Below are 23,167 nucleotides of genomic sequence, written 5' to 3'. Positions count from 1 at the left end.
GGGCCCACAGGGTGGCGGGGGCGGCGGCTGCGGCCTCGTCCTCCAGGCGGCGTGCCTCGTATGTCTCGGAGGCCCGCTCGCCGTCGTGCGGGGCCTCGAATTCTCCGTACGGGGATGTCGCCATCGGGACGGTGAGGCCGTGCGAGCCCTCGACGCCCTCGGCCAGCGGGGAGCGGGCGGGGGCGACGGCGACGACCGTGCAGCCGTGGCGGTAGGCCTGCTCGGCGAGGAGCGAGAGGCCCGGCTCCGTGCCGTCCGGAGTGGCGATGAGCAGCAGGTCCACGGAGCCCGCCCAGCCGGGCAGCGCCCAGCGCAGGGCGCCCGCCGCGGGGGCGACGCCCGTGGGGGCCAGGCGGATCACGGGGCAGCCGGCGCCCGCGAGTGTGCCGAGCAGGTCGGCGACGCAGGTGGCGGCGGTGCCGGGGCCCGCGATCAGGATGGAACGGGGGCGGCCGTCGGGCTTGAGCTGCGTCAGTCCGGCCTCGGTCGCGTGCCGGACCGCGGTGCGGACGCGTGCGCCCGCCTCCGCGGCGCCGCGGAGCAGGCCGCGGCGGTCGGCCACGGCGAGTGCCTCTGGGGCGTCTAGCAGCGATTCGTCGAGCATGGGGGTCGGGCCTCCGATCGCCGGGTGCGGGTCGCTGCGGGTGCTGCGGGCGGTGTGTTACGCCGGGCGGCGGGCCTCGTCCACGAGGAGGACGGGGATGCCGTCTCGGACCGGGTACGCGAGGCCGCAGTCCTTGGCGGCCGCCGTGCAGAGCAGCTCCGTGTCCGCCTCCTTGAGGGGGGCGTGGCAGGCCGGGCAGGCGAGGATCTCCAGGAGGCCGGCTTCGAGCGGCATGAGGTGGGTCCCTTCGGGTGCTGGTGGGGTGGGGGATGTGGCCTGGTCAGCGTACCGCTGGCCGGGGGCTCGGGCCTGTGTTTGGGCGGGGCTTCGCCCCGGGCCCCCTTGGGTTCGCTGCCGTCTGTTGTTCGTCTGCAGGCCGGTGGGCGTTTGTGCCCACCCGTTCCGCCGTGCGGAACGCCTGCCCACAAACGCGCGGGCGGGGTGGGGTGGTGCGGCCCGGGGCGCCTGCGCACAAACGTGGGGCCCCGGGGTGGTGCTGTCAGGCCCTGATGATCGCCAGGGCCTCGTCCCTTGTCCTGGTCATCGTGGCCTCGTCCCTCGCCTCCACGTTCAGGCGGAGCAGCGGCTCCGTGTTGGAGGCTCGGACGTTGAACCACCAGTCGGCGGCCGTCACGGTGAGGCCGTCCAGTTCGTCGAGGGTGATGCCCTCCTGGTCGGCGTACTTCGCCTTGATCGCGGCGAGGCGGGACGTCTGGTCGTCGACCGTGGAGTTGATCTCTCCGGAGCCCGCATAGCGGTCGTACTGGGCGACCAGGGCCGACAGCGGGCCGTCCTGGCCGCCGAGCGCGGCGAGGACGTGGAGCGCGGCGAGCATGCCCGTGTCCGCGTTCCAGAAGTCCTTGAAGTAGTAGTGCGCCGAGTGCTCGCCGCCGAAGATCGCGCCCGTCTTGGCCATCTCCTCCTTGATGAAGGAGTGCCCCACGCGGGTGCGGACCGGCGTGCCGCCGTTCTCCCGCACGACCTCGGGGACCGACCAGGAGGTGATGAGGTTGTGGATGACGGTGCCCTTGCCGCCGTTGCGCGCGAGTTCGCGCGAGGCGACCAGGGCGGTGACCGCCGACGGGGAGACCGGGTCGCCGCTCTCGTCGACGACGAAGCAGCGGTCCGCGTCGCCGTCGAAGGCGATGCCGAGGTCGGCGCCCTCCTCGCGCACCCGCTTCTGCAGGTCCACGATGTTCTTCGGGTCGAGGGGGTTGGCCTCGTGGTTGGGGAACGTGCCGTCCAGCTCGAAGTACATCGGTACGAGCGTGAGCGGCAGGCCCTCGAAGACCGTGGGGACCGTGTGCCCGCCCATGCCGTTGCCCGCGTCGACGACGACCTTCAGCGGGCGGATGGACGTCAGGTCCACCAGGCCGCGCAGGTGCGCCGCGTAGTCCTTGAGGGTGTCCCGCTCGGTGAGCGTGCCGGGCGTGGCCACGGGCTCCGGGGCGCCGGTCTCCGTCCAGCCCTCCACAAGGGCGCGGATGTCGGCGAGCCCGGTGTCCTGGCCGACCGGGGCGGCGCCCGCGCGGCACATCTTGATGCCGTTGTACTGCGCCGGGTTGTGCGAGGCCGTGAACATCGCGCCCGGCAGGTTCAGCGCCCCCGACGCGTAGTACAGCTGGTCCGTCGAGCAGAGGCCGATCTCCGTGACGTCCACGCCGAGCGCCGCCGCCCCGCGCGCGAAGGCCCGCGAGAGGCCCGGCGACGAGGGCCGCATGTCGTGCCCGGTCACGATCGCGTCCGCGCCCGTCACCTTCGCGAAGGCCGCCCCGAACAGCTCGGCCAGTGACTCGTCCCACTGGTCCGGGACGACCCCGCGCACGTCGTACGCCTTCACGATCTGGGACAGATCAGCAGTCACGGCCAACCCTCTCTGCAGGTTCTGCGAGTTCAGCGGTCTCGGAAGTACTCGTCGAGCGCTGGTCGGTCACCAAGTACTCGTCGGTCACCCCAAACTACCCGCAACAGCTGACAACCAGCTGTGAGAGGCGTCGGCCCGGTCTCACGGCAACATCCACCGGCGTCACGGCAGCATCCAGCCGAGCACCGCCGTGCTCTGCCCCACCACGATCAGACACATCACCAGCAACAGGCCGATGCTCCAGGGCAGTACCTTGCGCAGCAGGTCGCCTTCCTTGCCCGCGAGCCCGACCGCCGCGCACGCGATCGTCAGGTTCTGCGGGGAGATCATCTTGCCCAGTACGCCGCCCGAGCTGTTGGCGGCCGCGAGCAGCTCGGGCGAGAGCCCGGACTGCTGAGCCGCCGTCACCTGGAGCGCGCCGAACAGCGCGTTGGCCGAGGTGTCCGAGCCGGAGACGGCCACGCCGAACCAGCCGAGCACCGGCGAGAGGAAGGCGAGCCCCGCGCCGGCCGCCGCCACGAAGTGGCCGATGGTGGCGGCCTGTCCGGACAGGTTCATCACGTACGCGAGAGCGAGGACGGAGGTCACGGTGAGGATCGCGAACCGCAGTTCGCGGACCGTCGCCAGCCATTCCTTCACCGCCACGCGTGCGTGCACCCCGATGACGGCCGCCGTGCCCACTCCGGCGAGCAGCACGAGCGTCCCGCCCGTCGCCACCAGCGGAAGCGAGAAGAGGTTGCCGCCGACCGGGTCGCCGTCCGGGTTGCCGACGTTCAGGAAGGGCCAGTCGAAGGTCCGCGTCGCCTTCACCAACAGGTCCTTCACGGGCGGTATCTGGGCGATGGAGAAGATGGCGACGATGAGTGCGTACGGGGCGTAGGCGCGCAGGATCTCGGGGCGCGGGTCGTCCTGGTCCAGGTCCTCGCTGCGTACGCCGGTGAGGACCGATGCGCGTACGGGTTCCGCGGCGGGCTTGCGCGCGCCGGGCACCGCCATGAGGGCGCCCGCGCCGGCGAGCGAGGCCCCGATGTCGGCCAGTTGGGCGGAGACGTAGTTGGACGCGGCGAACTGCGCGGCGGCGAAGGCGAATCCGCACACCAGGGCGGGCACCCAGGTCTCGCGCAGGCCGCGCCGCCCGTCCACCAGACCGACCAGGAGCAGCGGCACCACCAGGGCGAGCAGGGGTGTCTGGCGGCCGACGACGGTGGCGACGGTGTCCAGCGGGATCCCGGTGACCTGGGCGAGCGTCACCACGGGGGTGCCCATGGCGCCGAAGGCCACGGGCGCGGTGTTGGCCACGAGGGCGACGACCGCGGCCTTCACGGGGTCGAAGCCGAGCGCCACCAGCATCACGGCGGAGATCGCGACGGGCGCCCCGAAGCCGGCGAGCGCCTCCAGGAGCGCCCCGAAGCAGAAGGCGACGACGAGGGCCTGGATGCGGGGATCGTCGGAGAGCCGCCCGAAGGAGCGGCGCAGGATGTCGAAGTGCCGGGTGCGCACCGTCATCCGGTACACCCACAGGGCGTTGACGACGATCCACAGGATGGGGAAGAGGCCGAAGAGTGCCCCTTGCGCGGCGCTGGAGGCGGTCTGGCCGAGCGGCATGCCGTACGCGAGCCAGGCGACCAGGGCGGCGACGGCTAGACCGATGAGGCCCGCGTGGTGGGCCTTCATACGGACGGCGCCGAGCAGGACGAGGACGGTGAGGAGGGGCAGGGTCGCGATGAGGGCGGACAGACCGAGCGAGTCGGCCACGGGCTCCAGCTGCTGCACGTACACGGGCGGCTCCCCGGTTCCGTTTCCGCATTCCGTGATGCGGAAAGTGATCTCTCACGGGTAGGGGAATGGTCGGGTCCGCAACATGGGCACGTCAATGGGGCGCGCAGCAGAAATTGTTCAGCGATAAACGACAGGGGTCTCCGAAGAGGGCTGCTTCAGGAGCCCGGGGAGGAGCGCTTCAGGAGTCCGGCGAGCGCAGCACCCGCAGGTGGCCGCGGCGTGCGACCTCCATCGGGTCCGCCGTGCGCGGGCCCGAACCGCCGGCCTCCGCCGCGCGCTCCTGCGGCCGTGCGGCCTCGCGCACCGCGTTGGCGAGCGCTTCGAGATCGTCACCACTGGGGCGGGCGGGACCCGAGGCGTCGGCGAGGCGGACGACCTCCCAGCCGCGGGGCGCGGTGAGGCGCTCGGAGTGCTCGGCGCACAGGTCGTAGCAGTGGGGTTCGGCGTAGGTGGCGAGGGGGCCGAGGACCGCGGTCGAGTCGGCGTAGACGTACGTCAGCGTCGCGACGGCAGGACGGCCGCAAGCGGTGCGCGAACAGCGACGTACAGGGCTCACGATGTTGGACGGTACCGCACTCTTGAGCGGGCCGCGACGACTCTCCCCGAGGTCACCCCACCGTGTCGTGCTGTGATCCCCGACACGACGCCTTCTCGGGGCGCTTCGCTGACCTGCGGTGACGCCTGGGGCCACAGAGGCGGGTGGTGTTGAATCCGGTCACCACTTGGCTCATTTCCCGTCATTCATCGCGAGATCGACGGTCCGGGAGAGATACGGAATCGGGCCCAAGACTGGCCGGAACGGTCATCGGGCGACATGGGGTGCGCCGTTCGGAAGCGGCACAAACGCAAGGCGGAAGCCGGGCGGAAGCTGTGCGGAAACGGCGATCTCGAGGACTACGCTTCGTCAGTGATGGACGACCCCGTACAGCCCCGTTCCGCAGAGCCGAGGCCCCGCCGCCGCGACCGCCACGGCAGGGGCATGCGCGGCCCCGTGGCGCCGCCCCAGGTGCCGCTCTCGGCCAGCCGTGCCGAGGTCTTCACGGACCTCGTGCAGGACTCCGTGGAGCGGCTCGAGCGGCGGTGGCCGCAGCTGAGCGACATCGACTTCCTGGTGCTCGAGGTGCCGCCCCTGAGTGGGGACGATGGCGACTGGAGCGACGAGGCCGTCCCTCTGGGGGGCACGATCGAGGCCTCCGAAGGGCGGCCCGCCCGGGTCGTCATCTACCGGCGGCCCGTCGAGATCCGCACCAAGGGGCGGGACGAACGGGCCGCGCTCGTCCACGAAGTGGTGGTCGAGCAGGTCGCCGAGCTGCTCGGCCTCTCCCCCGAGTCGGTGGACCCGAGGTACGGGGAGGACTGAGGGCTCCCCCCGTACCCGCGAGGAGACCGCAAGTCACCCGCGAGGGACTACTTCTGCAGCACCGTCAGGTCCTGCTCCGAGTCCGGCACCGACACCGTTCCCCTGTCGTCCGGCAGGGTCTGGATCGTGAAGCCGGGCACGCCGTCCTCCGGGATCTCCAGCATGCGCGAGCCGTAGACCTCGGCGCCCGACAGGGGTTCCACCGTGAGGGCGTACGCGCCCTTGAGGCCGGCCGGGGCCGGGGGCTTGATGCCCAGGGTCGTGCCGCCCTTGACCGTGTACGTCCTCGAGGCCGGCGTGCCGCCCTCGGTGCCGGCCGACGCCGTGACCCGCACCTTCGCCGTCTTGCCGGGGGCGACCAGCGACAGCGTGGAGCCCTTGGCGCGGTTGTCGGCCACCGTCGCGCGCGTGCCCACCACGCTCGTCCCCGGGATGAACGCCGTCTCCTGGTCGGCGCCCTTGCCGCGGACGACCCGCAGGCCCGCCACCACCGGCACCGCGTCCTCGGTCGGCGTCAGGACCAGGGAGCCCGCCTCGCCCTTGGTGACGTCGCCGAGGTCCACGGCGGTCGTCATGCCGGACTTGACGTGCAGGGTGGCGTGTCCCGCCGGGCTGATCGAGCCGGTGGGCGAGGCGAGCTGGACCTTCACGTCCGCGTCGTCGGAACCGGGCGCGAAGGCCACCAGACGTACCGAAGTGGCGTCCTTGGGGATGCCCGGCAGGACCACACGGCCCGCGGGGTCGGCGGACGCGGGCAGCCAGTCGCCGCCAAGCTTGTCGTCCGACGACTGCACGGCGGCCGCGACCCGGCCGCTGCGCACGCTCACGTGCATCGTGAGGTTCGTCTGCTCCTTCTGGATCAGCGTCGAGAGCAGCACGGGGACACTGCCGTGCGGCTGGACCTGGATCGACTCCCCCACCTCGGACTTGATGCGGCCGTCCGGGCCGTACAGCTCGACGTCGACGACGGCCGCCGCGTCGTCCGGGTTGGTGAGGTGGACGTAGTCGCTGCGGTCCTTGGCGGTGCTCGCGCCCGGGAACCAGAAGTCCGTGTCGGGCGCGGTGCAGTTGGCGCCCTGGACGCCGCGGCCGCTGCCCGCCGCGTACGTAGTGGTCTGCTGCACGGTCCAGCCGGGGGCGAGCCTGCCGTCGGCGGTGCCGATGAGCGCGGGCGACTCGGCCCCCGACTCCTCGCCGGCGACCGGCTTACCCGGGGTCTTCGAGGTCAGGAAGGGCTTGACGGCCTTCTTCTTGGCCTCGTCATCGCCCTTGGACGCGGCTTCCGTCAACGCCTGGGTTGCGGGCAGCAGTTCCGCCTTGCCCGCCTCTTCGGAGTCCTTCGACTTCGGGGTGAACGCCGTGTACGACGTCTCGGCGAGGTCCGACGAACTGGGCACCGGGCAGAGCAGGCTGGTCCGCTCGACGGGCAGCCGCTCGGCCGCCTTGGCGCCGTCGTCGCCCGAGCCGCCGGGCACGTTGGCCGCGGCGAATCCGGTGACGGCGGCCAGGACGGCCACGGCGGCGATCAGGGACTGGGTGGTGCGGTTCACTGCTGGCTCCCGTCGGGGCGCTCACTGTCGGGGCTGTGCGGCGGCTGCGGGGGCCGTGGCGGCACCGGGGGCTGCTGCTGCCCGTACGTCGCGTCGTACGGCTGCTCGTACTGCTCGGCGCCGCCCTGCGCCCCTCCGTAGGCGTACGGGTCGTACTGGCCCGCCTGGTAGGGGTCGGCCTGGTAGCCGGACTGGTCGTACGAGCCCGCCGGATACCCCGCGCCCTGGTACTGCTGCTCGCCGCCCTCGTACGTGCCGTAGTCGGCGCCCGCGTGAGCCGGGGCCTCCCACTCCTCGTACGACTGCGACTGCTGCTGCGGCACCGAGGCGAGGGCCTCCTCCGAAGGAGGAGGCGGCGGAGGCGGAGGCGTGCCCGCGCCCTCCGGCACGGCGCCCTCCTGGGCGGCCTGTTCGGCCGCGGCCTGCTCGTTCTGGGCCCGCAGCCTGCGCGCCCTGCGCCCCTCGCCCTCGACGGGCTGTGCCGGGATGACCGCCTCTTCGGGGAGGTCGTCGTCCACGTCGCGGCGGCGGCCCGGCAGCGCGAGCACCACCAGGACGACGGCCATCGCGCCCTGCGCCCACAGCCAGCCCGTGTGGCCCGCCGAGCCTTCGAAGGTGACGTCCAGGCGGCCGCCGGTGGCGGGCAGTTCGAAGCCCTGCGCCCAGCCGTCCAGCGTGGTCCTGGTCAGCGGGCGGCCGTCCAGGGTGGCCGTCCAGCCCTCGTCGGCCGCGTCAGCGATCCGCAGGGTGCGGCCCTCCTCGCCGGCCGGGATGTTCGTGTGCAGCTCGACCGGGCCCGCCGCCACGGGCATGGGGTCTCCCCTGCTCGAACGGAGTTGAGAGCTTGGGGAAGGGTCGCCGGTCTCGGGCACGATCGCGGCGCGCGCGACCTGCAGGTCGACGCGCCACAGGGCGCTGCCGTCCTCCTGGCTGAGCCGGGTGAGGCCGGGCGTCGCGTCCAGGACGCGGCTCATCTGGCGGGGCGCTCCGTCGCGTACGAGGACGTAGCGCACGGCGAAGCCGCCGAGCTGGTCGGCCTGGTCGGCTCCGGAGCCCGCGACGAGGCGGGCGACGATCTTGTCGAGGTGCTGGTTCGAGTCGCCGGCATCGGCGAGTTCGGAGTCGCCGAGCCGGGAGCCCGATCCCCGTACGAGCGAGTACGCGACCTGTCCCGCCGACTCGCTGTCCAGGACGAGCGTGCGGGCCTGGTCCTGCGTGCCGCTCTCCTCGGCGACGAACGCGGGCACCTGCACCGGGTCCCGTCGCTCCAGGGGTTCGTCGGCGCCGCGGATCATCCACCCGGCGGCGACGAGCAGCGGCCCCGCGGCCGCCGCGAACGCGATGAGGACGGCGACCGGCTGGCGCCAGCCGAAGCTCTGCTCGGCGACACGCGTGCGTGCACCGTCGGCGCCGAGCGCGGCGGCGGCGAGGAGCGCGATGCCGTAGCCGAGGGTGGCGGGTCCGGCCCAGGCCGAGCCGTTCGAAAGGGCGGCGAAGACCAGGGAGACCAGCGCGACGACCCAGGCGGTGCGGACCGCCGACTGCCGCTCGGTGCGCAGCAGCGCGGCCAGGGCGGCGAGCACGATGCCGATGAGCAGCAGCCCGTCCACGGTGCCGGGACCGCCGGGGCTGCCCCCGAGCAGGTCGAGCGCGCTCGCGGAGCCCGTGCCGAACTCGAGGCCCGCCTCACGGAAGAACCCGAAGGGCAGCAGCGAGAGCGACCAGGGCGCGAGGATCAGGAGCGGGGTGCCGAGGCCGGCGAGGAAGCGCAGTCCGTAGGCGGTGATGTCGCCGCGGCGCACCGCGAGGAGTGCGAGGCCGAGCACCAGGGCGATCGGCCACACGATCGGCGTGAAGGCGGTGGCGAGCGTCAGGAGCAGTGCGTACGCCCAAGTGGCGCGCCAGCTCCCGCGCGTGCCCTCCGAAGAGGCGAGGCCGCTCGCCACGATGCCCGCGCGGGCCATGAGCGGCAGCAGGATCGCGAGGACGGCGGTGCCGATGCGGCCGCCCGCGAGCGCGCCCGTGGCGGCCGGCAGGAAGGCGTAGGCCACCGAGGCCCAGGCACGAAGCAGGCGCGACTCGACCAGCGGACGGGACGCGAAGTAGGCGGCGAACCCGGCCAGCGGGACCGAGCCGACGAGGAGCACCGTGACGGCGAGCCCGGTGGATCCGAACAGCAGCGTGGAGAGCCCCGCGACGAGCGCGAGATAGGGCGGCGCGGACTGGGTGCCGCCGGTCCCCACGGGATGCCAGGCGTCCAGATAGCGCGACCAGAGCCCGGAGGCGTCGGCGGGCGCGGGCAGCAGCGCGCCGCCCGCGAGCGCTCCGCTGCCGAGGAGTTCGCGGCAGGCGATGAGCGAGGCGAAGAGCAGCACTACGAAGAGCATCGGTCCCGGCTTGCGGGCGATGCGCTTGAGGCGTGCGAACTGCTCGACCTCCAGGAAGTCGGCGTCGTCTCCGCCGGGACCGGTCTCGACGGCGCCGTGCCGGCCCGCACCGGTGACGGCCTCGGGGTCGGAGCGGCCGACGATGTTGCCCGCGACCTGTTCGACGGTGGCGCGCACGGTGGCGCCCGGCGGCGGGAAGAGCGGCCGCATCTCGGCCGCTTCGACCACCGACTTGCCGCGCTTCTTGCGGGCGCTGACGATCCGTCCGGGACGAAGGAGCGTCCCCAGGAGACCCGCGACCTCATCGACCGCCTGCCCGGGGACCTTGCCGACCAGATACGCGACGGTGCGCAGGACGGTGCCCACCACGAGCCGGAACAGCACCCAGGGCAGCACGGCCGTACGGGCGTTGACCAGCAGCGTGTACGAGGCGCCCGCCTTGTCCACGCGGTGCGGCGACGTCGACGTACGCCCCACGCAGTCGACGGTGCGGCGCTCGCGCGACGAGGCCTCGGCGTGCCGTACGACGGCGTCGGGGGCGACGAGGACGCGGTGCCCCGCGGCCTGGGCGCGCCAGCACAGGTCGACGTCGTCCCGCATCAGCGGAAGCCGCCGGTCGAAGCCGCCGAGCTGGTCGAAGACGTCGCGCCGGATCAGCATTCCGGCGGTGGACACCGACAGGACGGGCCGTACGTGGTCGTGCTGGCCCTGGTCCTGTTCGCGGCGGTCGATGCCGGTCCAGCGGCGGCCGCTGTTGGCGATGGAGACGCCGACCTCCAGGAGCTGGCGTCGGTCGTACCAGCCGCGCAGCTTGGGGCCGACGATCGCGACGTCCTTGCCGATCTCGCCTTCGTTCTCCACGACGCGGAGCAGTTCGGCGAGGGCGCCGGGCTCGGGCGCGCAGTCGTCGTGCAGCAGCCACAGCCACTGCTCGGGCTCGCCGTGCGGCAGCTCAGGCAGGTCGTAGGCGTCGTCGCGCCAGGACCGGCTGACCGGGTCCCAGCCGCTGGGGCGCTTCAGATAGGGCAGCTCCTCCGGAGTCAGCACGCCGGCGGTGCGGTTCGCCTCGTCGACGGCGGTGCCGAAGCCGGAGCGCCGGGCCAGGTGCAGGACGCGGTCGGGGCCGAGTGCCTCGGTGACGAGGCGGGCGGAGTCGTCCGCGCTGCCGGTGTCTGCGGCCACGGCGTTCTGCACCGGACGCTCCTGGCCGAGCAGCCCGGCGAGGGCGTCGGGCAGCCAGCGGGCGCCGTCGTGGGAGACGATCACGGCGGTGACGACGTGCCGCGGGAACTCAGGGGCGGCAGTGTCTTGGTGACTGGCTGCCGAATGGCTGTGCACGGACATCGAGGTACGGGCCCCGGTTCGATGGACTGCGGTGGACGCCTGCGCCCTGCGGGGGCACGGGGGCGTCTCGGACGGGGCCCCACACTAACGGCTGGTACCAAGACAGCCCGCCGCCTGTGGACGTCCCACTGGCGAAGGGCTGTTCGTTGCGCATTGATTACGGGAGATGTGTACCGAATTGATCGGTCGGCTCGCACGCTTCAGCGTGCCTCGCACGCGCGCGTGACGCGTGACGTGTGCGGAGACTTCAGACGGCGGCCTTTTTCAGGCGGCGCCGTTCGCGCTCCGACAGGCCGCCCCAGATACCGAATCGCTCGTCGTTGGCGAGTGCGTACTCGAGGCATTCGGAGCGGACCTCACAGGCGAGGCAGACCTTCTTGGCCTCGCGCGTGGAGCCGCCCTTCTCGGGGAAGAAGGATTCGGGATCGGTCTGGGCGCACAGCGCGCGCTCCTGCCAGCCGAGTTCCTCGTCCGCGTCCTCGACCAGCAGTTCCTGAACCAGCTCGGTCATGTGCGCCCCTCGTCTGTACGTGCGTCCCCGTGGTGCTGCCGTTACCGATTTCGGCTGAACGACACGAGTGAAATTACAAGTGTGCCGATCCGGGCCAGTCAAGCCGAGATCTGCTATTGGGTCCCTTATTCACTCTGCGGAACCAAGGCTATGCGGAAAGTGTTCAAATCGACATAAACTCTGACACTTGCCAGTGGCCCATCCCGAGGCGCCCCGCGACCGTCTCCCGCCAGGAAGGACGTCGTGGAGATCGGTCCCGTTGCAACCGGTCGACCGAAGCGAAGGGGATCACATTCGGGTCACGTGATCACGACGGGGTTTACGCGCCGGTTGAAGCGCGATGTGTCCCGTGCGCCGGATGCACAAACCTTTCACCTTGGAGAGCAACCGGATGAGGTGAAACATATCCCACATAGCGGACAACGAGTTGACAGAGAAGGTGTGAGCCGGTGTCCTGTTGGGCATGCTCGCAAACTTGGCACTCTCGACGACCCGCAGCAGCGGGCTCCTCGGTGCTGCCCACGCGCGCTGTCGCTGTTCCTGTTCCAGCTGTTGAGCCATCCCGCTTCCAGCTGTTGAACCGCTCGAAACGCGCCATTCAGTACGGCCGTTTCCAGAGCCTCTCCCCCGCTCCACCATCCTTCCGCGACACCCCAGCACTCACGTTGAGGAACCACCGCACGATGAACAGCGACAGCGACCTCCAGATCGCCGGCGACATCCTCGAAGTCACCCACCTCCTGCAGCCCGCCCGGGAACACCCGGCGACCGTGGCCGAGTTCGCGGGCCTGGCCCGCGCCATCGCGGCCGACCGCGCGCAGTGGGCCCATCTCGTCGAGTACGACGCGACCAGCCGCTGGTACCACCGCCTGCGCACCGGGCCCGGCTACGAGGTGTGGCTGCTCTCCTGGGTGCCGGGACAGGGCAGCGGGCTGCACGACCACGGCCGCTCGTCCGGCGTACTGACCGTCCTCGACGGCGAGCTGACGGAGCGTACGGAACGCGGGCAGCGCGCGCTCGGCGCGGGCGCCCAGCGGGTCTTCGCGCCCGGCTACGTACACGAGGTCGTGAACGACTCCCTGGAACCGGCCGTCAGCCTGCACATCTACTACCCCGGCCTGACCGACATGCCGATGCACGCGGCGCAGTGCGGCGTGAGCGTCGGCGAGCCGGCGGCGGCCGGAGATGTCATGACCGCCTGACGCGTTGTCGTACCCGCCTGACATGCTGGGCACCATGCGCATTGTGGTACTGGCCGGCGGTATCGGCGGCGCCCGTTTCCTTCGCGGGCTCAAGAAGGCCGCGCCTGACGCGGACGTCACGGTCATCGGCAACACCGGTGACGACATTCACCTGTTCGGACTGAAGGTCTGCCCCGACCTCGACACCGTGATGTACACGCTGGGCGGCGGCATCAACGAGGAACAGGGCTGGGGCCGCACCGACGAGACGTTCAAGGTCAAGGAAGAGCTCGCCGCCTACGGAGTCGGGCCCGAGTGGTTCGGGCTCGGCGACCGGGACTTCGCCACGCACATCGTGCGGACGCAGATGCTCGGCGCCGGATTCCCGCTCAGCGCCGTCACCGAAGCGCTGTGCGAGCGGTGGCAGCCCGGTGTGCGGCTGATCCCGATGTCCGACGACCGCGTCGAGACGCATGTCGCCGTCACCGTCGACGGCGAGCAGAAGGCCGTGCACTTCCAGGAGTACTGGGTGCGGTTGCGGGCCTCCGTGGACGCGCACGCCGTCGTGCCGGTCGGCGCGGAGCAGGCCAAGCCCGCGCCCGGTGTCCTCGAAGCCATCGCCGAGGCCGACGTCGTGCTCTTCCCGCCGTCCAACCCCGTGGTGAGTGTCGGGACGATCCTCGCCGTTCCGGGTATCCGCGAGGCCATCGCGGAGGCGGGCGTGCCCGTGGTCGGGCTCTCCCCCATCGTCGGGGACGCGCCCGTGCGGGGCATGGCCGACAAGGTGCTCACGGCCGTGGGCGTGGAGACGACGGCCGCGGCGGTCGCCGAGCACTACGGCTCGGGGCTGCTCGACGGCTGGCTCGTCGACACCGTGGACGAGGGCTCCGTGGAGCGGGTCGAGTCGGCGGGCATCCGCTGCCGGGCCATTCCGCTGATGATGACCGACGTCGACGCGGCCGCCGAGATGGCGCGCGCCGCGCTCGACCTCGCGGAGGCGGTGCGCGCGTGAGCTCTTCCCCGGTGCCGTCGCCCGCGCCGTCGCCCGCGTCATCGCCCGCTCCGTCGTTCCGTGTGTGGGCCCTCCCCGGACTGCCCGAGGTGCGGCCGGGGGACGACATCGCCAAGCTGATCGCCGCCGCCGAGCCGGGGCTCGCCGACGGGGACGTACTCCTTGTCACCTCGAAGATCGTCAGCAAGGCCGAGGGGCGGATCGTCGAGGCCGCGGACCGCGAGGCGGCCATCGACAGCGAGACCGTGCGGGTGGTCGCGCGGCGCGGAACCCTTCGTATCGTCGAGAACCGGCAGGGGCTCGTGATGGCCGCCGCCGGTGTCGACGCCTCCAACACCCCTTCCGGGACCGTGCTGTTGCTGCCCGAGAACCCGGACGCCTCGGCCCGCGCCGTGCGCGACGGGGTGCGGGACGCGCTGGGCGTGGACGTCGGTGTCGTCGTCACCGACACCTTCGGGCGGCCCTGGCGGGCCGGGGTCACCGATGTCGCCATCGGGGCGGCGGGCGTGCGGGTCCTCGAGGACCTGCGGGGCGGCGTGGACGCGTACGGGAATCCGCTGAGCGCGACCGTCGTCGCCACCGCGGACGAGCTGGCCGCCGCCGGGGATCTGGCCAAGGGGAAGGCCGGCGGGCTGCCGGTCGCGGTGGTCCGCGGGCTGCCGCACGTCGTGGGCGGGACCGGCGAGACCGCTGAGGGGGCCCGTGCCATGGTGCGCGGCTCGCGCGACGACATGTTCCGGCTCGGTACGTCCGAGGCCGTGCGGGAGGCGGTGACGCAGCGGCGGACCGTGCGGGAGTTCACCGACGAGGAGGTCGATCCGGGGGCCGTGCGGCGTGCCGTGGCGGCCGCCGTGACCGCGCCCGCGCCGCATCACACGACGCCGTGGCGGTTCGTGCTGCTCGAGTCCGAGGAGTCGCGGGTGCGGCTGCTCGATGCGATGCGGGACGCGTGGGTCTCCGACCTGGAGCGGGACGGGAAGTCTTCGGAGTCCATCGCGAAGCGGGTGCGGCGGGGGGATGTTCTGCGCAAGGCGCCCTATCTGGTGGTGCCTTGTCTCGTGATGGACGGCTCGCATACGTATGGGGATGCGAGGCGTGACGCTGCTGAGCGGGAGATGTTCGTCGTCGCCGCCGGGGCCGGGGTGCAGAACTTCCTTGTCGCGCTTGCCGGGGAGCGGCTTGGCTCCGCCTGGGTTTCGTCGACGATGTTCTGCCGGGATGTCGTACGTCGGGTTCTTGAGCTGCCGGAGTCCTGGGATCCGATGGGCGCCGTAGCTGTGGGGCACCCGGCCGTTGAGCCTGCGGCTCGGGCGCCTCGGGATGCGGGGATGTTCATCGAGGTTCGGTAGTGGGCCCTGCGGGGCTCTCCCCAATCCCGCCCCTTCCCGAAACCATGGGGCTCCGCCCCCTGGACCCCCGAAAGATGTCCTCAAACGCCGGACGGGCTGAAAATCTCTACAGCGCCGCGATGTTCGTCTTTCGCATCTTCGGCTCCCTGCGGGGCGGCGTGCGGCCGCTCAAGAGGATCAGGCGGGCCGCCCTGTGGCGTTGGCCCGCATACGGCTCCAGGAGGGTCAGCATCGCCTCGTCGTCCGTTCTGCGGTCGCCTGCCAGGGCGTAGCCGATGATGCCGGGCAGGTGGAGGTCGCCGACCGTCACGGCGTCGGGGGCGCCATTGCTGCGCTGGACCGTTTCCGCCGAGGTCCAGGGGCCGATGCCCGGGATCAGTTCCAGGCGGGCCTGGGCCTGGAGCGGCTCCATCGACGCCGCCTCCTCCAGGCGGGGCGCCACCCGCGCCGCGCGCAGGATCGTCGACGCGCGCTTGTTGTCCACGCCCGCCTTGTGCCACTCCCAGGACGGGATCAGGGTCCAGGTGCGGGGGTCCGGCATCACGTGCAGAAGGAGTTCGGGGGCGTCGGGCCCGGGGCCGGTTCGCCGTACTTGCGGACCAGGAGGCGCCAGGCGCGATAGGCCTCGTCCGTCGTGACCTTCTGCTCCAGGATCGACGGGATCAGGGACTCCAGGACCAGGCCCGTACGGGTCAGGCGGAGGCCGGGGCGGCGGTGCGCGGCCGCGGCGACGAGGCGGTGGCGGGCCGTGAAAGCGGTCGGGTCGTCCGACTCGCCCAGCATGTGCGGGAGTTGGGTCAGGAGCCAGTCGGCTCCCGGGCCCCACGCCTCGGCCTCCACCGCTCCGGACCGCGCCGCGACCCTGAGGGTGCCGGGGCCCTCCGGTGTGCGGGTCGCCCGCCAGGCCGAGCCGTCCGGGGTCGTACGGAACATGGGGTCCGACGGGCCTCGGCGCAGCGGGCCCAGAGTCAGGCCCAGGTCCAGGGGGTGGGGCGGGGTCCAGGTGCGGGTCCGGGCCGCTGTCGCCTGACGGGGCATCCCCTGGGGGATCGCCGTTTCGCCGCCGCGCACGGTGGTGCGGGTGGGACGCGGGGCGAAACGGGAGGACATCTTTACGAGGGTAGGGGGTTCTCGCCCCCTGCGGTCGCCCCTGAGGTCACTGGTCCGAAGTCACTGGCCCGAAGTCACTGGCCCGAAGTCACTGGTCCGAAGTCACTGGCCCGAAGTCACTGGCCCGAAGTCACTGGTCCGAAGTCACTGGTCCGAAGAGAACCGCACAGCCCCCGCCGGCAGACTCGCCCCGCACCACACTCGTACGCCGTCCCGGAGTTCGTTGTCGGCGCCGACGTCCGCGCCGTCGCCGATCACCGCACCCGTCAGGACCGAGCGCGTGCCGATCTTCGCGCCGGCGCCGATCAGGGAGTCCGTGACCACCGCGTTCGGTTCGATGACCGCGCCGGACAGGACCGTGCTGCCGTCGACGCGTGCGCCCTCGCCGATCACCGCGTTCTCGCCGACGACCGTGCCGCCGGTGAGCTTCGCGTCGGGGGCCACCGTGGCCGAGGGCAGGATCAGGCGGTCGCCGCAGCGGCCGGGGACCGCCGGGGAGGGGGCACGGCCGAGGACCAGGTCCGCCGAGCCGCGTACGAAGGCCTGGGGCGTGCCCAGGTCGAGCCAGTACGTCGAGTCGACCATGCCCTGGAGGTGGGCGCCGGAGGCGAGCAGGTCGGGGAACGTCTCGCGTTCGACCGAGACCGGGCGGCCCGCGGGGATCGTGTCGATGACCGAGCGGCGGAACACGTACGCGCCCGCGTTGATCTGGTCGGTGACGATCTCCTCGGGGGTTTGGGGCTTCTCCAGGAAGGCTGTCACGCGGCCCGTCGGATCCGTGGGGACCAAGCCGTACGCGCGGGGGTCGTCGACCTTCGTGAGGTGGAGGGAGACGTCCGCGCCCGATTCCTCGTGGGTCGCCACGAGGGCGCGGATGTCCAGGCCCGTGAGGATGTCGCCGTTGAAGATCAGGACCGGTTCGTCCGGTCCCGAGTGGAGGCGGGACGCCACGTTGCGGATCGCGCCGCCCGTGCCGAGGGGCTCGGTCTCCGTGACGTACTCGATGTGGAGGCCCAGCGCCGAGCCGTCGCCGAAGTACGGCTCGAACACCTCGGCCAGGTAGGACGTCGCCAGGACGATGTGCTCCACGCCCGCCGCGCGGGCCCGCGCCAGCTGATGGGTGAGGAACGGGACGCCCGCCGCCGGGACCATCGGTTTGGGGGTGTGCACCGTGAGCGGACGCAGCCGGGTGCCCTTGCCGCCGACCAGGAGGATCGCTTCTGTCACCTGTCGTCTCTGCTTCCTGCTGGGGCCAGGCCGAACTTGAGTCGCGGCCGGCCAGTGTATGCAGATGGCTTTGCAGATCGTGCAGTGCGCTGTGCGGGTCGCGCGGTGTGCCCTGCGGTACCGGTCGTGCGGTGTGCGCCGGCCTCAGCGGCCCTGGAAGCGGGCCGAGGTGGACCGGGCCGTGCCCAGCTGCTTGTACAGGCGGCTTCCGGGGCATTCCGTGGCGAAACCGTCACGGTGTCCGGAGATCACATGCAGCCGGACGTTCGTGCCCTTCCTGTACAGATTTCCACCGCCGGACGTCAGGTATGTCGTCCCGCGCGGGTTCGCGCCGTACAGGCCGAGCTTCCACGCGGTCAGCCGGGCGATGGCGTTCACGGCGGCCTTCGGCGGGTTGGACCCGCCGAAGGAGCCGAGGACGGCGACACCCATGCTGTTGGTGTTGAAACCGAGAGTGTGGGCCCCGAGGACTGGCTTGGCCACACCTCCGGCACGTCCTTCGTAGATGTTTCCGCACTTGTCGACCGCGAAGTTGTAGCCGAAGTCACGCCAGCCGCTGCTCTTGACGTGGTAGCGGTAGATGCTGCGCAGCACGGATCCGGCCTGCGAGCAGCGGTAGTTGTTGCCCGAAGCGGTGTGGTGCACGAAGGCCGCCTTGACGGACTTCGTGTACGCGAAGTCGCTCTCGCGGAGCGCCTCGTTCGCGCCCCAGCCCTTGCGCGTGATGATGCGCGGACGTGGCCCGATATAGGGCCTGGCCTTCTTGCCCGCCTCCTCCGCGTCGCCGTGTGCGGCGATCAGGTCGGACTCCGTCTCCTTCTTGCCGAGTGCCGGGATGACGTCGGCGCCGAGCGGGGCGAGGTCGGCGTTGACCGCGGACGCGGCGGCGGTCTCGGCGCTCAGGGGTGTGCCGCGGGGGCCGTCGGCCGGTGAGCCCTGCGGGGGCGGCTCGGCGCCGGGGTCGACGAGTTCGAGGCGCAGGCCCTTGGGGAGCGGGGCCTCCGGGGGCGGGGCGGCCGCCCGGTGCCGCGACTCCTCCGAACCCGCCTTCTCGGCCTCCGCCCGTACGCGGATCTCGACGCCGTCCGAGTCGCCGACCCAGAGCGGTGCCGTCGAGCCGCGGACCTTGCCCGAGGTGCGCTCGGCGGCGTCGGGGTCGGCGGCGTGCTCGTGGTTGTGGGTCTCCAGGTCCTGCCAGGCGGACCAGGTGCCGGTGCCGGACGCGCGGCTGCGGACCTGGACGCTGCCGTGCAGTTCGGCGTCCGGGTCGTCCCAGACGACGCCGACGAGGGAGAAGGGGCGGACCTCGCGCCGGAGCAGGACCTGCTCGCGGGACGGCCCCGCGCGCAGGGCCCGTTCGGACTCGAGTGGAGTGAGCCGGAGGGACTGGGTGCTGCCCGGGAGCGCCCCCGGGGCCGACTCCGCGGCCGGGGTCGCGGCGCGGGCGCCGGACGACGGCAGGGTCAGGGGAAGCGCCAGGGCGGCCGCGCACGTGACGCCGATCGAGGAAGCTAGAAATCCACGCATACGTCTGATAGTTGGCATATCCGCATAGTTCTGTCCATTGGGGAACTGACGGACCGTCGGCTCGACTCCGCCGAACCGGTGGCGCCCGCTCCCCCGCCGCCCCGGGCGGCGCGCCGCCGCCCGCGTACCCTTGCGCGCGTGAACGCCACCGACCGCACCCCTGCCGACCTGCTGCGATCCGCGCTCGCCGCGGACCCGGGCCGCCCGCTGATCACCTTCTACGACGACGCCACGGGCGAGCGCGTCGAACTGTCCGTGGCCACCTTCGCCAATTGGGTGGCCAAGACCGCCAATCTGCTCCAGGGCGATCTCGCCGCCGAGCCCGGCGACCGGCTCGCGCTGCTGCTTCCCGCGCACTGGCAGACGGCCGTCTGGCTGCTCGCCTGTTCGTCCGTGGGCGTCGTCGCGGACGTCGGCGGGGATCCGGCCAAGGCGGACATCGTCGTCAGCGGGCCCGACTCGCTGGAGGCGGCGCGCGCCTGCTCCGGGGAGCGCGTGGCCCTCGCGCTGCGGCCGCTCGGCGGGCGCTTCCCGCAGGCCCCCGAGGGCTTCGCCGACTACGCGGTCGAGGTGCCGAGCCAGGGCGACCGTTTCGCGCCGTACGCCCCCGTGGATCCGGACGAGCCCGCCCTCGCGGTGGCCGGCACCGGCGAGCTGACGGGCGCCGAGCTGGTGGAGCGGGCCCGCGCCGACGCCGCCGCGCGGGGGCTCGGGCCGGGCTCCCGGCTGCTCTCCGCTCTGTCGTACGACACCTGGGACGGCCTGAGCTCCGGTCTGTACGCCCCGCTCGCGGCGGGCGGCTCCGTGGTGCTCTGCCGCCATCTGGACCGGCTCGCCGACGGCGGTCTCGCCAAGCGGACCGAGGACGAGCGGGTGACCGACACCGTGGCGGGCGGGTGACCGACACCGTCCGGTAACCCGTCCCCCGTTCGGCCCACCCCGGACCCTGGCCCGCAGGCCACCGGCGCCGCACCGGTTCATGGTCGTAAGAGCGCACCATGCACCGACGTCGCCATGAGGGGTGGACGCACACGTGACCGACACCGCGGGCATGCCCTCCGGACCGGATCGCCCGGACCCGGACGGCACCGCGCCTGAGCCGAAGGCCGCGTACGCACCCGGAGCGGGCTCGAGCCCCACGGGTGCGGGCGTCGCCCGGCGCAGACGGCGGTGGCTGCGCTGGACGGCGATCGGCGCCGCCACGGTCGTGCTCGGCACGGCAGGCGCCGGCTGGGCGATCTACAACAAGCTCGACGGCAACATCACCAAGGACACCGACGCCGCCGCCGAGCTCGCGCGCTACGAGAAGGAGCGCCCGACGCCGCTGGTGCACGACGCGCAGAACATCCTGCTGATCGGCTCCGACACCCGGGCGGGCCGCGGCAACAAGAGGTACGGCCGCGATCAGGGCACCCAGCGCTCGGACACCACGATCCTGCTGCACCTGGCGGCCGACCGGCAGAGCGCGACGGCGGTGTCGATACCGCGGGACGTGATGGTGGACATCCCCAGCTGCCGCCGCCCCGACGGGTCGCGGACACGGGCCCAGTTCGCGCAGTTCAACTGGGCGTACGAGTTCGGCGGCACGGCCTGCACGATCCGTACGATCGAGAAGCTGACCGATATCCGGATCAACCACCACATCGTGATTGATTTCGCCGGATTCAAGGACATGGTCGACGCGGTCGACGGCGTGGAGGTCTGCCTCAAGGCCCCGATCAAGGACAAGGACGCCAAGGTGCAGCTGGCCGCGGGCCGGCAGACCCTCAACGGCGAGCGGGCGCTCGGCTATGTGCGGGCCCGCAAGAGCATCGGCAACGGCAGCGACACCGACCGGATGGACCGTCAGCAGGAGTTCCTCGCGGCGCTCGTCAACAAGGTGCGGAGCAATGACGTCCTGCTCAATCCCGCGAAGTTGTATCCGGTGCTCGACGCGGCGACTTCCGCGTTGACGACGGACCCGGGACTTGCCAGTTTGCGTGGTTTGTACGAACTGGTGCGCGGCATGCGCAACATCCCCACAGAACGGGTGCAGTTCCTCACCGTGCCCCGGCGGTCGTATGTCTACGACGCCAATCGCGACGAACTCGTCGAGCCCGCCGCCGAGGAACTCTTCACGCGCCTTCGCACCGACGCCCCCCTCCAGGTGTCGCACAAGAAACCGGCCCAGGTGGTGCGCGAGGACGCCGAGGACTCGTCGGACGACGGGAGCGAAGACGAGGGCGACGACGGAAGCGACGAGAAGCCGGACGACCCTTCGCATACGCCGAGACCCGCACCCACATTCCGGGGCAACACGGCCGCCGGAACGGCCTGTAAGTAAAGGCATCCTCAAACAGAAGACACCCCGCATCAAGAAATGGGGCGGATTGCCCAGTTGTAGGGAAGTGGAATTTGTCACCGGCGTCGTTCAGCGCTGAACTGGGCGGATAGTGTGAGCGATCCGGTGCGCCTGGCCCTTGTGGCCGCGCACCGCTGGACGACTGACCGAGCGCCTTCTTGAGGGGGGAAAGGCGCCGCGTGGCCCCGACGGAGGACGCAAACAACCGTGGACGCGCAAGGCCGTGGGCGGGCGGAGAACATCGACCCCGCAGACCAGTGGGTACTCAACCCGAACACCGGCGATTACGAACTGCGACTGAGCCCTTCCGCAGGGCAGTCGGCGGTGCCAGGACCGCGCAGACCTTCACGGTCGGCGGCACGTCCGGGAGCGCGCGGCCGCGGTGGCCGACGCGACGAGCGCCGTGACGAGCAGCAGGACCGGCACGAGGTGCCGGGCCAGCGCAGACGCCGGGCTCCGCAGCCGGAGACGGCGGGCGGCCGGCGCAAGCAGAAGCCGAAGAAGTCCAAGGGCAAGAGGGCCCTGGTGTGGACGGGCGGCGTGCTCGCCTTCGTCCTCGTATCGGGCTGCGCGGGCGCGTACCTCTGGTACCAGCACCTGAACGACAACATCACCTCGATCCCCGACGACGGCGCGGGAACCGGCGGCTTCAGCAAGGACCGGGCCATCAACATCCTGGTGATGGGGACGGACAAGCGCACCGGCAAGGGCAACGAGAAGTACGGCGACAAGGAGAGCGTCGGTCACGCCGACACGACGATCCTGCTGCACGTCTCCAAGGACCGCACCAACGCGACCGCGTTGAGCATCCCGCGCGACATGATCACGGACATCCCGGACTGCCCGACCACGATGGAGGACGGCTCCAAGAAGACCATCCCGGGCAGTCAGAACGTCCGCTTCAACGAGAGCCTGGGCCAGAGCGAGCGCACGCCGAGCTGTTCGATGCGCACGGTCACCGAGATCACCGGGATAAAGATCGACCACTTCATGGTGGCCGACTTCAACGCGGTCAAGACGCTGTCCAGCGCGGTCGGCGGCGTCGACGTCTGTCTCGCCAAGGACATCGACGACCCGGACTCGCATCTGAAGCTGGGCGAGGGCAAGCACACCATCGAGGGCGAGGAGGCGCTCGCCTTCGTCCGTACGCGGCATTCGGTGGGCACGGGCGGCGACTTGAGCCGGATCGAGCTTCAGCAGCAGTTCCTCAGCTCGCTGATGCGCAAGCTCAAGTCGAACGACACGCTCACCAACCCGAAGAAGATGATAAGTCTCGCCGAGGCCGGCACGAAGGCGCTCACGGTCGACTCCACGATCGCGGACATAATGAAACTCCGCGACCTGGGCATGGAGTTGGGCAAGCTCGACATGAAGAACCTGAGCTTCGCGACCGTACCCGTGCTCGACAACCCGACGGAGAAGGTCAAGGCGACGGTCGTCGTCGACGAGGCCAAGGCCGATCCGCTCTTCGCCATGATGCGCGCCGACGAGTCGCTCACCGAGGTGAAGAAGAAGGAGAAGAAGGAGAAGGCCGCGGTCGCCGCCCGCCTCAAGGGCAGCAAGGCCGACCCCTCCGAGGTGCGGGTCAACGTCTACAACGGCAGTGGCAAGGCCGGCGCCGCTCAGACAACTCTCGAGTGGCTGCAGAACACTGAGGGCGTGCTCAAATCCAGCCAGCTCGGCAACGCGCCGTCGGACATGAAGAAGACGACGCTGGAGTACGCGCCCGACCAGGCCGACCAGGCCAGGCGGCTCGCCGACATCATGGGCCTGCCCGGCTCCGCGATGAAGCCCGGCGAGAGCGAGAAGAACGCTCAGGGACTCCCGGCGATCAAGCTGACGCTCGGCGGCGACTTCAAGGGCGCCGGGGTTCCCATCAGTGCTCCGTCGAAGGCACCGGAGGGCATCCAGAAGGTCGAGGCAGACAAAACTGTGTGTGCGAAGTGACCTGAAGCGGCCGTTCTGCGTCTAACACGGCGCGGGACGGCCGTACTTGGGGGGCTAGGTGGGGAGGGGCAGGC

16 protein-coding genes and 2 pseudogenes are annotated in these 23,167 nt (G+C 71.6%); 7 read left to right on the top strand and 11 right to left on the bottom strand.

What is annotated here, in order from left to right; genetic code table 11:
* From E2651_RS23670 to E2651_RS23650, 5 genes and pseudogenes are all read right to left on the bottom strand, one after another.
* A pseudogene (locus E2651_RS23670) lies at nt 1-604 on the bottom strand (mannose-6-phosphate isomerase); the annotation flags it as partial.
* Nucleotides 605-661: 57 nt separating this feature from the next.
* Nucleotides 662-838 (bottom strand): Trm112 family protein, encoded by a 177-nt coding sequence (locus E2651_RS23665; protein ID WP_135333214.1) that lies wholly within the window; start codon nt 836-838, stop codon nt 662-664.
* Between the two features lie 265 nt (nt 839-1,103).
* Nucleotides 1,104-2,468 (bottom strand): phosphomannomutase/phosphoglucomutase, encoded by a 1,365-nt coding sequence (locus E2651_RS23660; RefSeq protein WP_135333213.1) that lies wholly within the window; start codon nt 2,466-2,468, stop codon nt 1,104-1,106.
* Nucleotides 2,469-2,630: 162 nt separating this feature from the next.
* Nucleotides 2,631-4,247 carry an L-lactate permease gene (locus tag E2651_RS23655; protein WP_135333212.1) on the bottom strand — a complete coding sequence of 539 codons (1,617 nt, stop codon included), beginning with the start codon at nt 4,245-4,247 and terminating at the stop codon, nt 2,631-2,633.
* Nucleotides 4,248-4,425: 178 nt separating this feature from the next.
* On the bottom strand, nt 4,426-4,803 hold the full coding sequence (locus E2651_RS23650; RefSeq protein WP_209446223.1) for a DUF3499 domain-containing protein: 378 nt from the start codon (nt 4,801-4,803) through the stop codon (nt 4,426-4,428).
* Nucleotides 4,804-5,157: 354 nt separating this feature from the next.
* Here E2651_RS23650 and E2651_RS23645 point away from each other — a divergent pair, with 354 nt between their 5' ends.
* Nucleotides 5,158-5,607 carry a metallopeptidase family protein gene (locus tag E2651_RS23645; protein WP_135333218.1) on the top strand — a complete coding sequence of 150 codons (450 nt, stop codon included), beginning with the start codon at nt 5,158-5,160 and terminating at the stop codon, nt 5,605-5,607.
* 47 nt (nt 5,608-5,654) lie between these two features.
* Here E2651_RS23645 and E2651_RS23640 read toward each other — a convergent pair whose 3' ends face one another.
* From E2651_RS23640 to E2651_RS23630, 3 genes are all read right to left on the bottom strand, one after another.
* On the bottom strand, nt 5,655-7,157 hold the full coding sequence (locus E2651_RS23640; protein WP_135333211.1) for a DUF5719 family protein: 1,503 nt from the start codon (nt 7,155-7,157) through the stop codon (nt 5,655-5,657).
* Nucleotides 7,154-10,888, bottom strand: coding sequence for a glycosyltransferase family 2 protein (locus E2651_RS23635; RefSeq protein ID WP_135333210.1), 3,735 nt, complete (start codon nt 10,886-10,888; stop codon nt 7,154-7,156). The genes E2651_RS23640 and E2651_RS23635 overlap by 4 nt, the downstream gene beginning before the upstream one ends.
* Nucleotides 10,889-11,135: 247 nt before the next feature.
* Nucleotides 11,136-11,399, bottom strand: coding sequence for a WhiB family transcriptional regulator (locus tag E2651_RS23630; RefSeq protein WP_016642094.1), 264 nt, complete (start codon nt 11,397-11,399; stop codon nt 11,136-11,138).
* A 683-nt stretch (nt 11,400-12,082) separates the two neighbouring features.
* Between E2651_RS23630 and E2651_RS23620 the strand changes: the two genes are divergently transcribed.
* The 3 genes from E2651_RS23620 to E2651_RS23610 are packed head-to-tail and all read left to right on the top strand — an operon-like array spanning nt 12,083 to nt 14,941.
* Nucleotides 12,083-12,601 (top strand): cysteine dioxygenase family protein, encoded by a 519-nt coding sequence (locus E2651_RS23620; protein WP_135333209.1) that lies wholly within the window; start codon nt 12,083-12,085, stop codon nt 12,599-12,601.
* 34 nt (nt 12,602-12,635) lie between these two features.
* A complete protein-coding gene (gene cofD, locus E2651_RS23615; protein WP_135333208.1) occupies nt 12,636-13,592 on the top strand; it encodes a 2-phospho-L-lactate transferase in 957 nt (318 codons plus the stop codon).
* Complete coding sequence (locus tag E2651_RS23610; protein ID WP_245239133.1) at nt 13,589-14,941, top strand: coenzyme F420-0:L-glutamate ligase; 1,353 nt, start codon at nt 13,589-13,591, stop codon at nt 14,939-14,941. Before cofD ends, E2651_RS23610 begins: the two co-directional genes overlap by 4 nt.
* Before the next feature lie 106 nt (nt 14,942-15,047).
* On the opposite strand, the pseudogene E2651_RS23605 reads toward E2651_RS23610, so the two are convergent.
* The 3 genes and pseudogenes from E2651_RS23605 to E2651_RS23595 all read right to left on the bottom strand — a co-directional run bounded on the left by E2651_RS23605 (nt 15,048) and on the right by E2651_RS23595 (nt 18,805).
* Nucleotides 15,048-16,051 (bottom strand): annotated as a pseudogene (locus tag E2651_RS23605) (DNA-3-methyladenine glycosylase 2 family protein).
* A gap of 144 nt (nt 16,052-16,195) precedes the next feature.
* A complete protein-coding gene (locus E2651_RS23600) occupies nt 16,196-17,278 on the bottom strand; it encodes an NDP-sugar synthase (protein ID WP_135333207.1) in 1,083 nt (360 codons plus the stop codon).
* Between the two features lie 144 nt (nt 17,279-17,422).
* The gene (locus E2651_RS23595; RefSeq protein ID WP_245239131.1) at nt 17,423-18,805 is read right to left on the bottom strand and encodes a peptidoglycan recognition protein; all 1,383 of its coding nucleotides are present in this window, start codon (nt 18,803-18,805) and stop codon (nt 17,423-17,425) included.
* A 138-nt stretch (nt 18,806-18,943) separates the two neighbouring features.
* Here E2651_RS23595 and E2651_RS23590 point away from each other — a divergent pair, with 138 nt between their 5' ends.
* The 3 genes from E2651_RS23590 (at nt 18,944) to E2651_RS23580 (ending at nt 23,093) form a co-directional block, all read left to right on the top strand.
* On the top strand, nt 18,944-19,705 hold the full coding sequence (locus tag E2651_RS23590; protein ID WP_135333205.1) for a TIGR03089 family protein: 762 nt from the start codon (nt 18,944-18,946) through the stop codon (nt 19,703-19,705).
* Between the two features lie 133 nt (nt 19,706-19,838).
* On the top strand, nt 19,839-21,128 hold the full coding sequence (locus E2651_RS23585; RefSeq protein ID WP_245239130.1) for an LCP family protein: 1,290 nt from the start codon (nt 19,839-19,841) through the stop codon (nt 21,126-21,128).
* 225 nt (nt 21,129-21,353) lie between these two features.
* Entirely contained in the window at nt 21,354-23,093 is a 1,740-nt protein-coding gene (locus E2651_RS23580) for an LCP family protein (protein ID WP_135333204.1), read from the top strand.
* Nucleotides 23,094-23,167: the final 74 nt, after the last annotated feature.

The sequence above is a fragment of the Streptomyces sp. MZ04 genome (assembly GCF_004684775.1).
In the GTDB taxonomy this organism is placed as follows: domain Bacteria; phylum Actinomycetota; class Actinomycetes; order Streptomycetales; family Streptomycetaceae; genus Streptomyces.
This window is presented reverse-complemented; position numbering and strand designations above follow the sequence as displayed.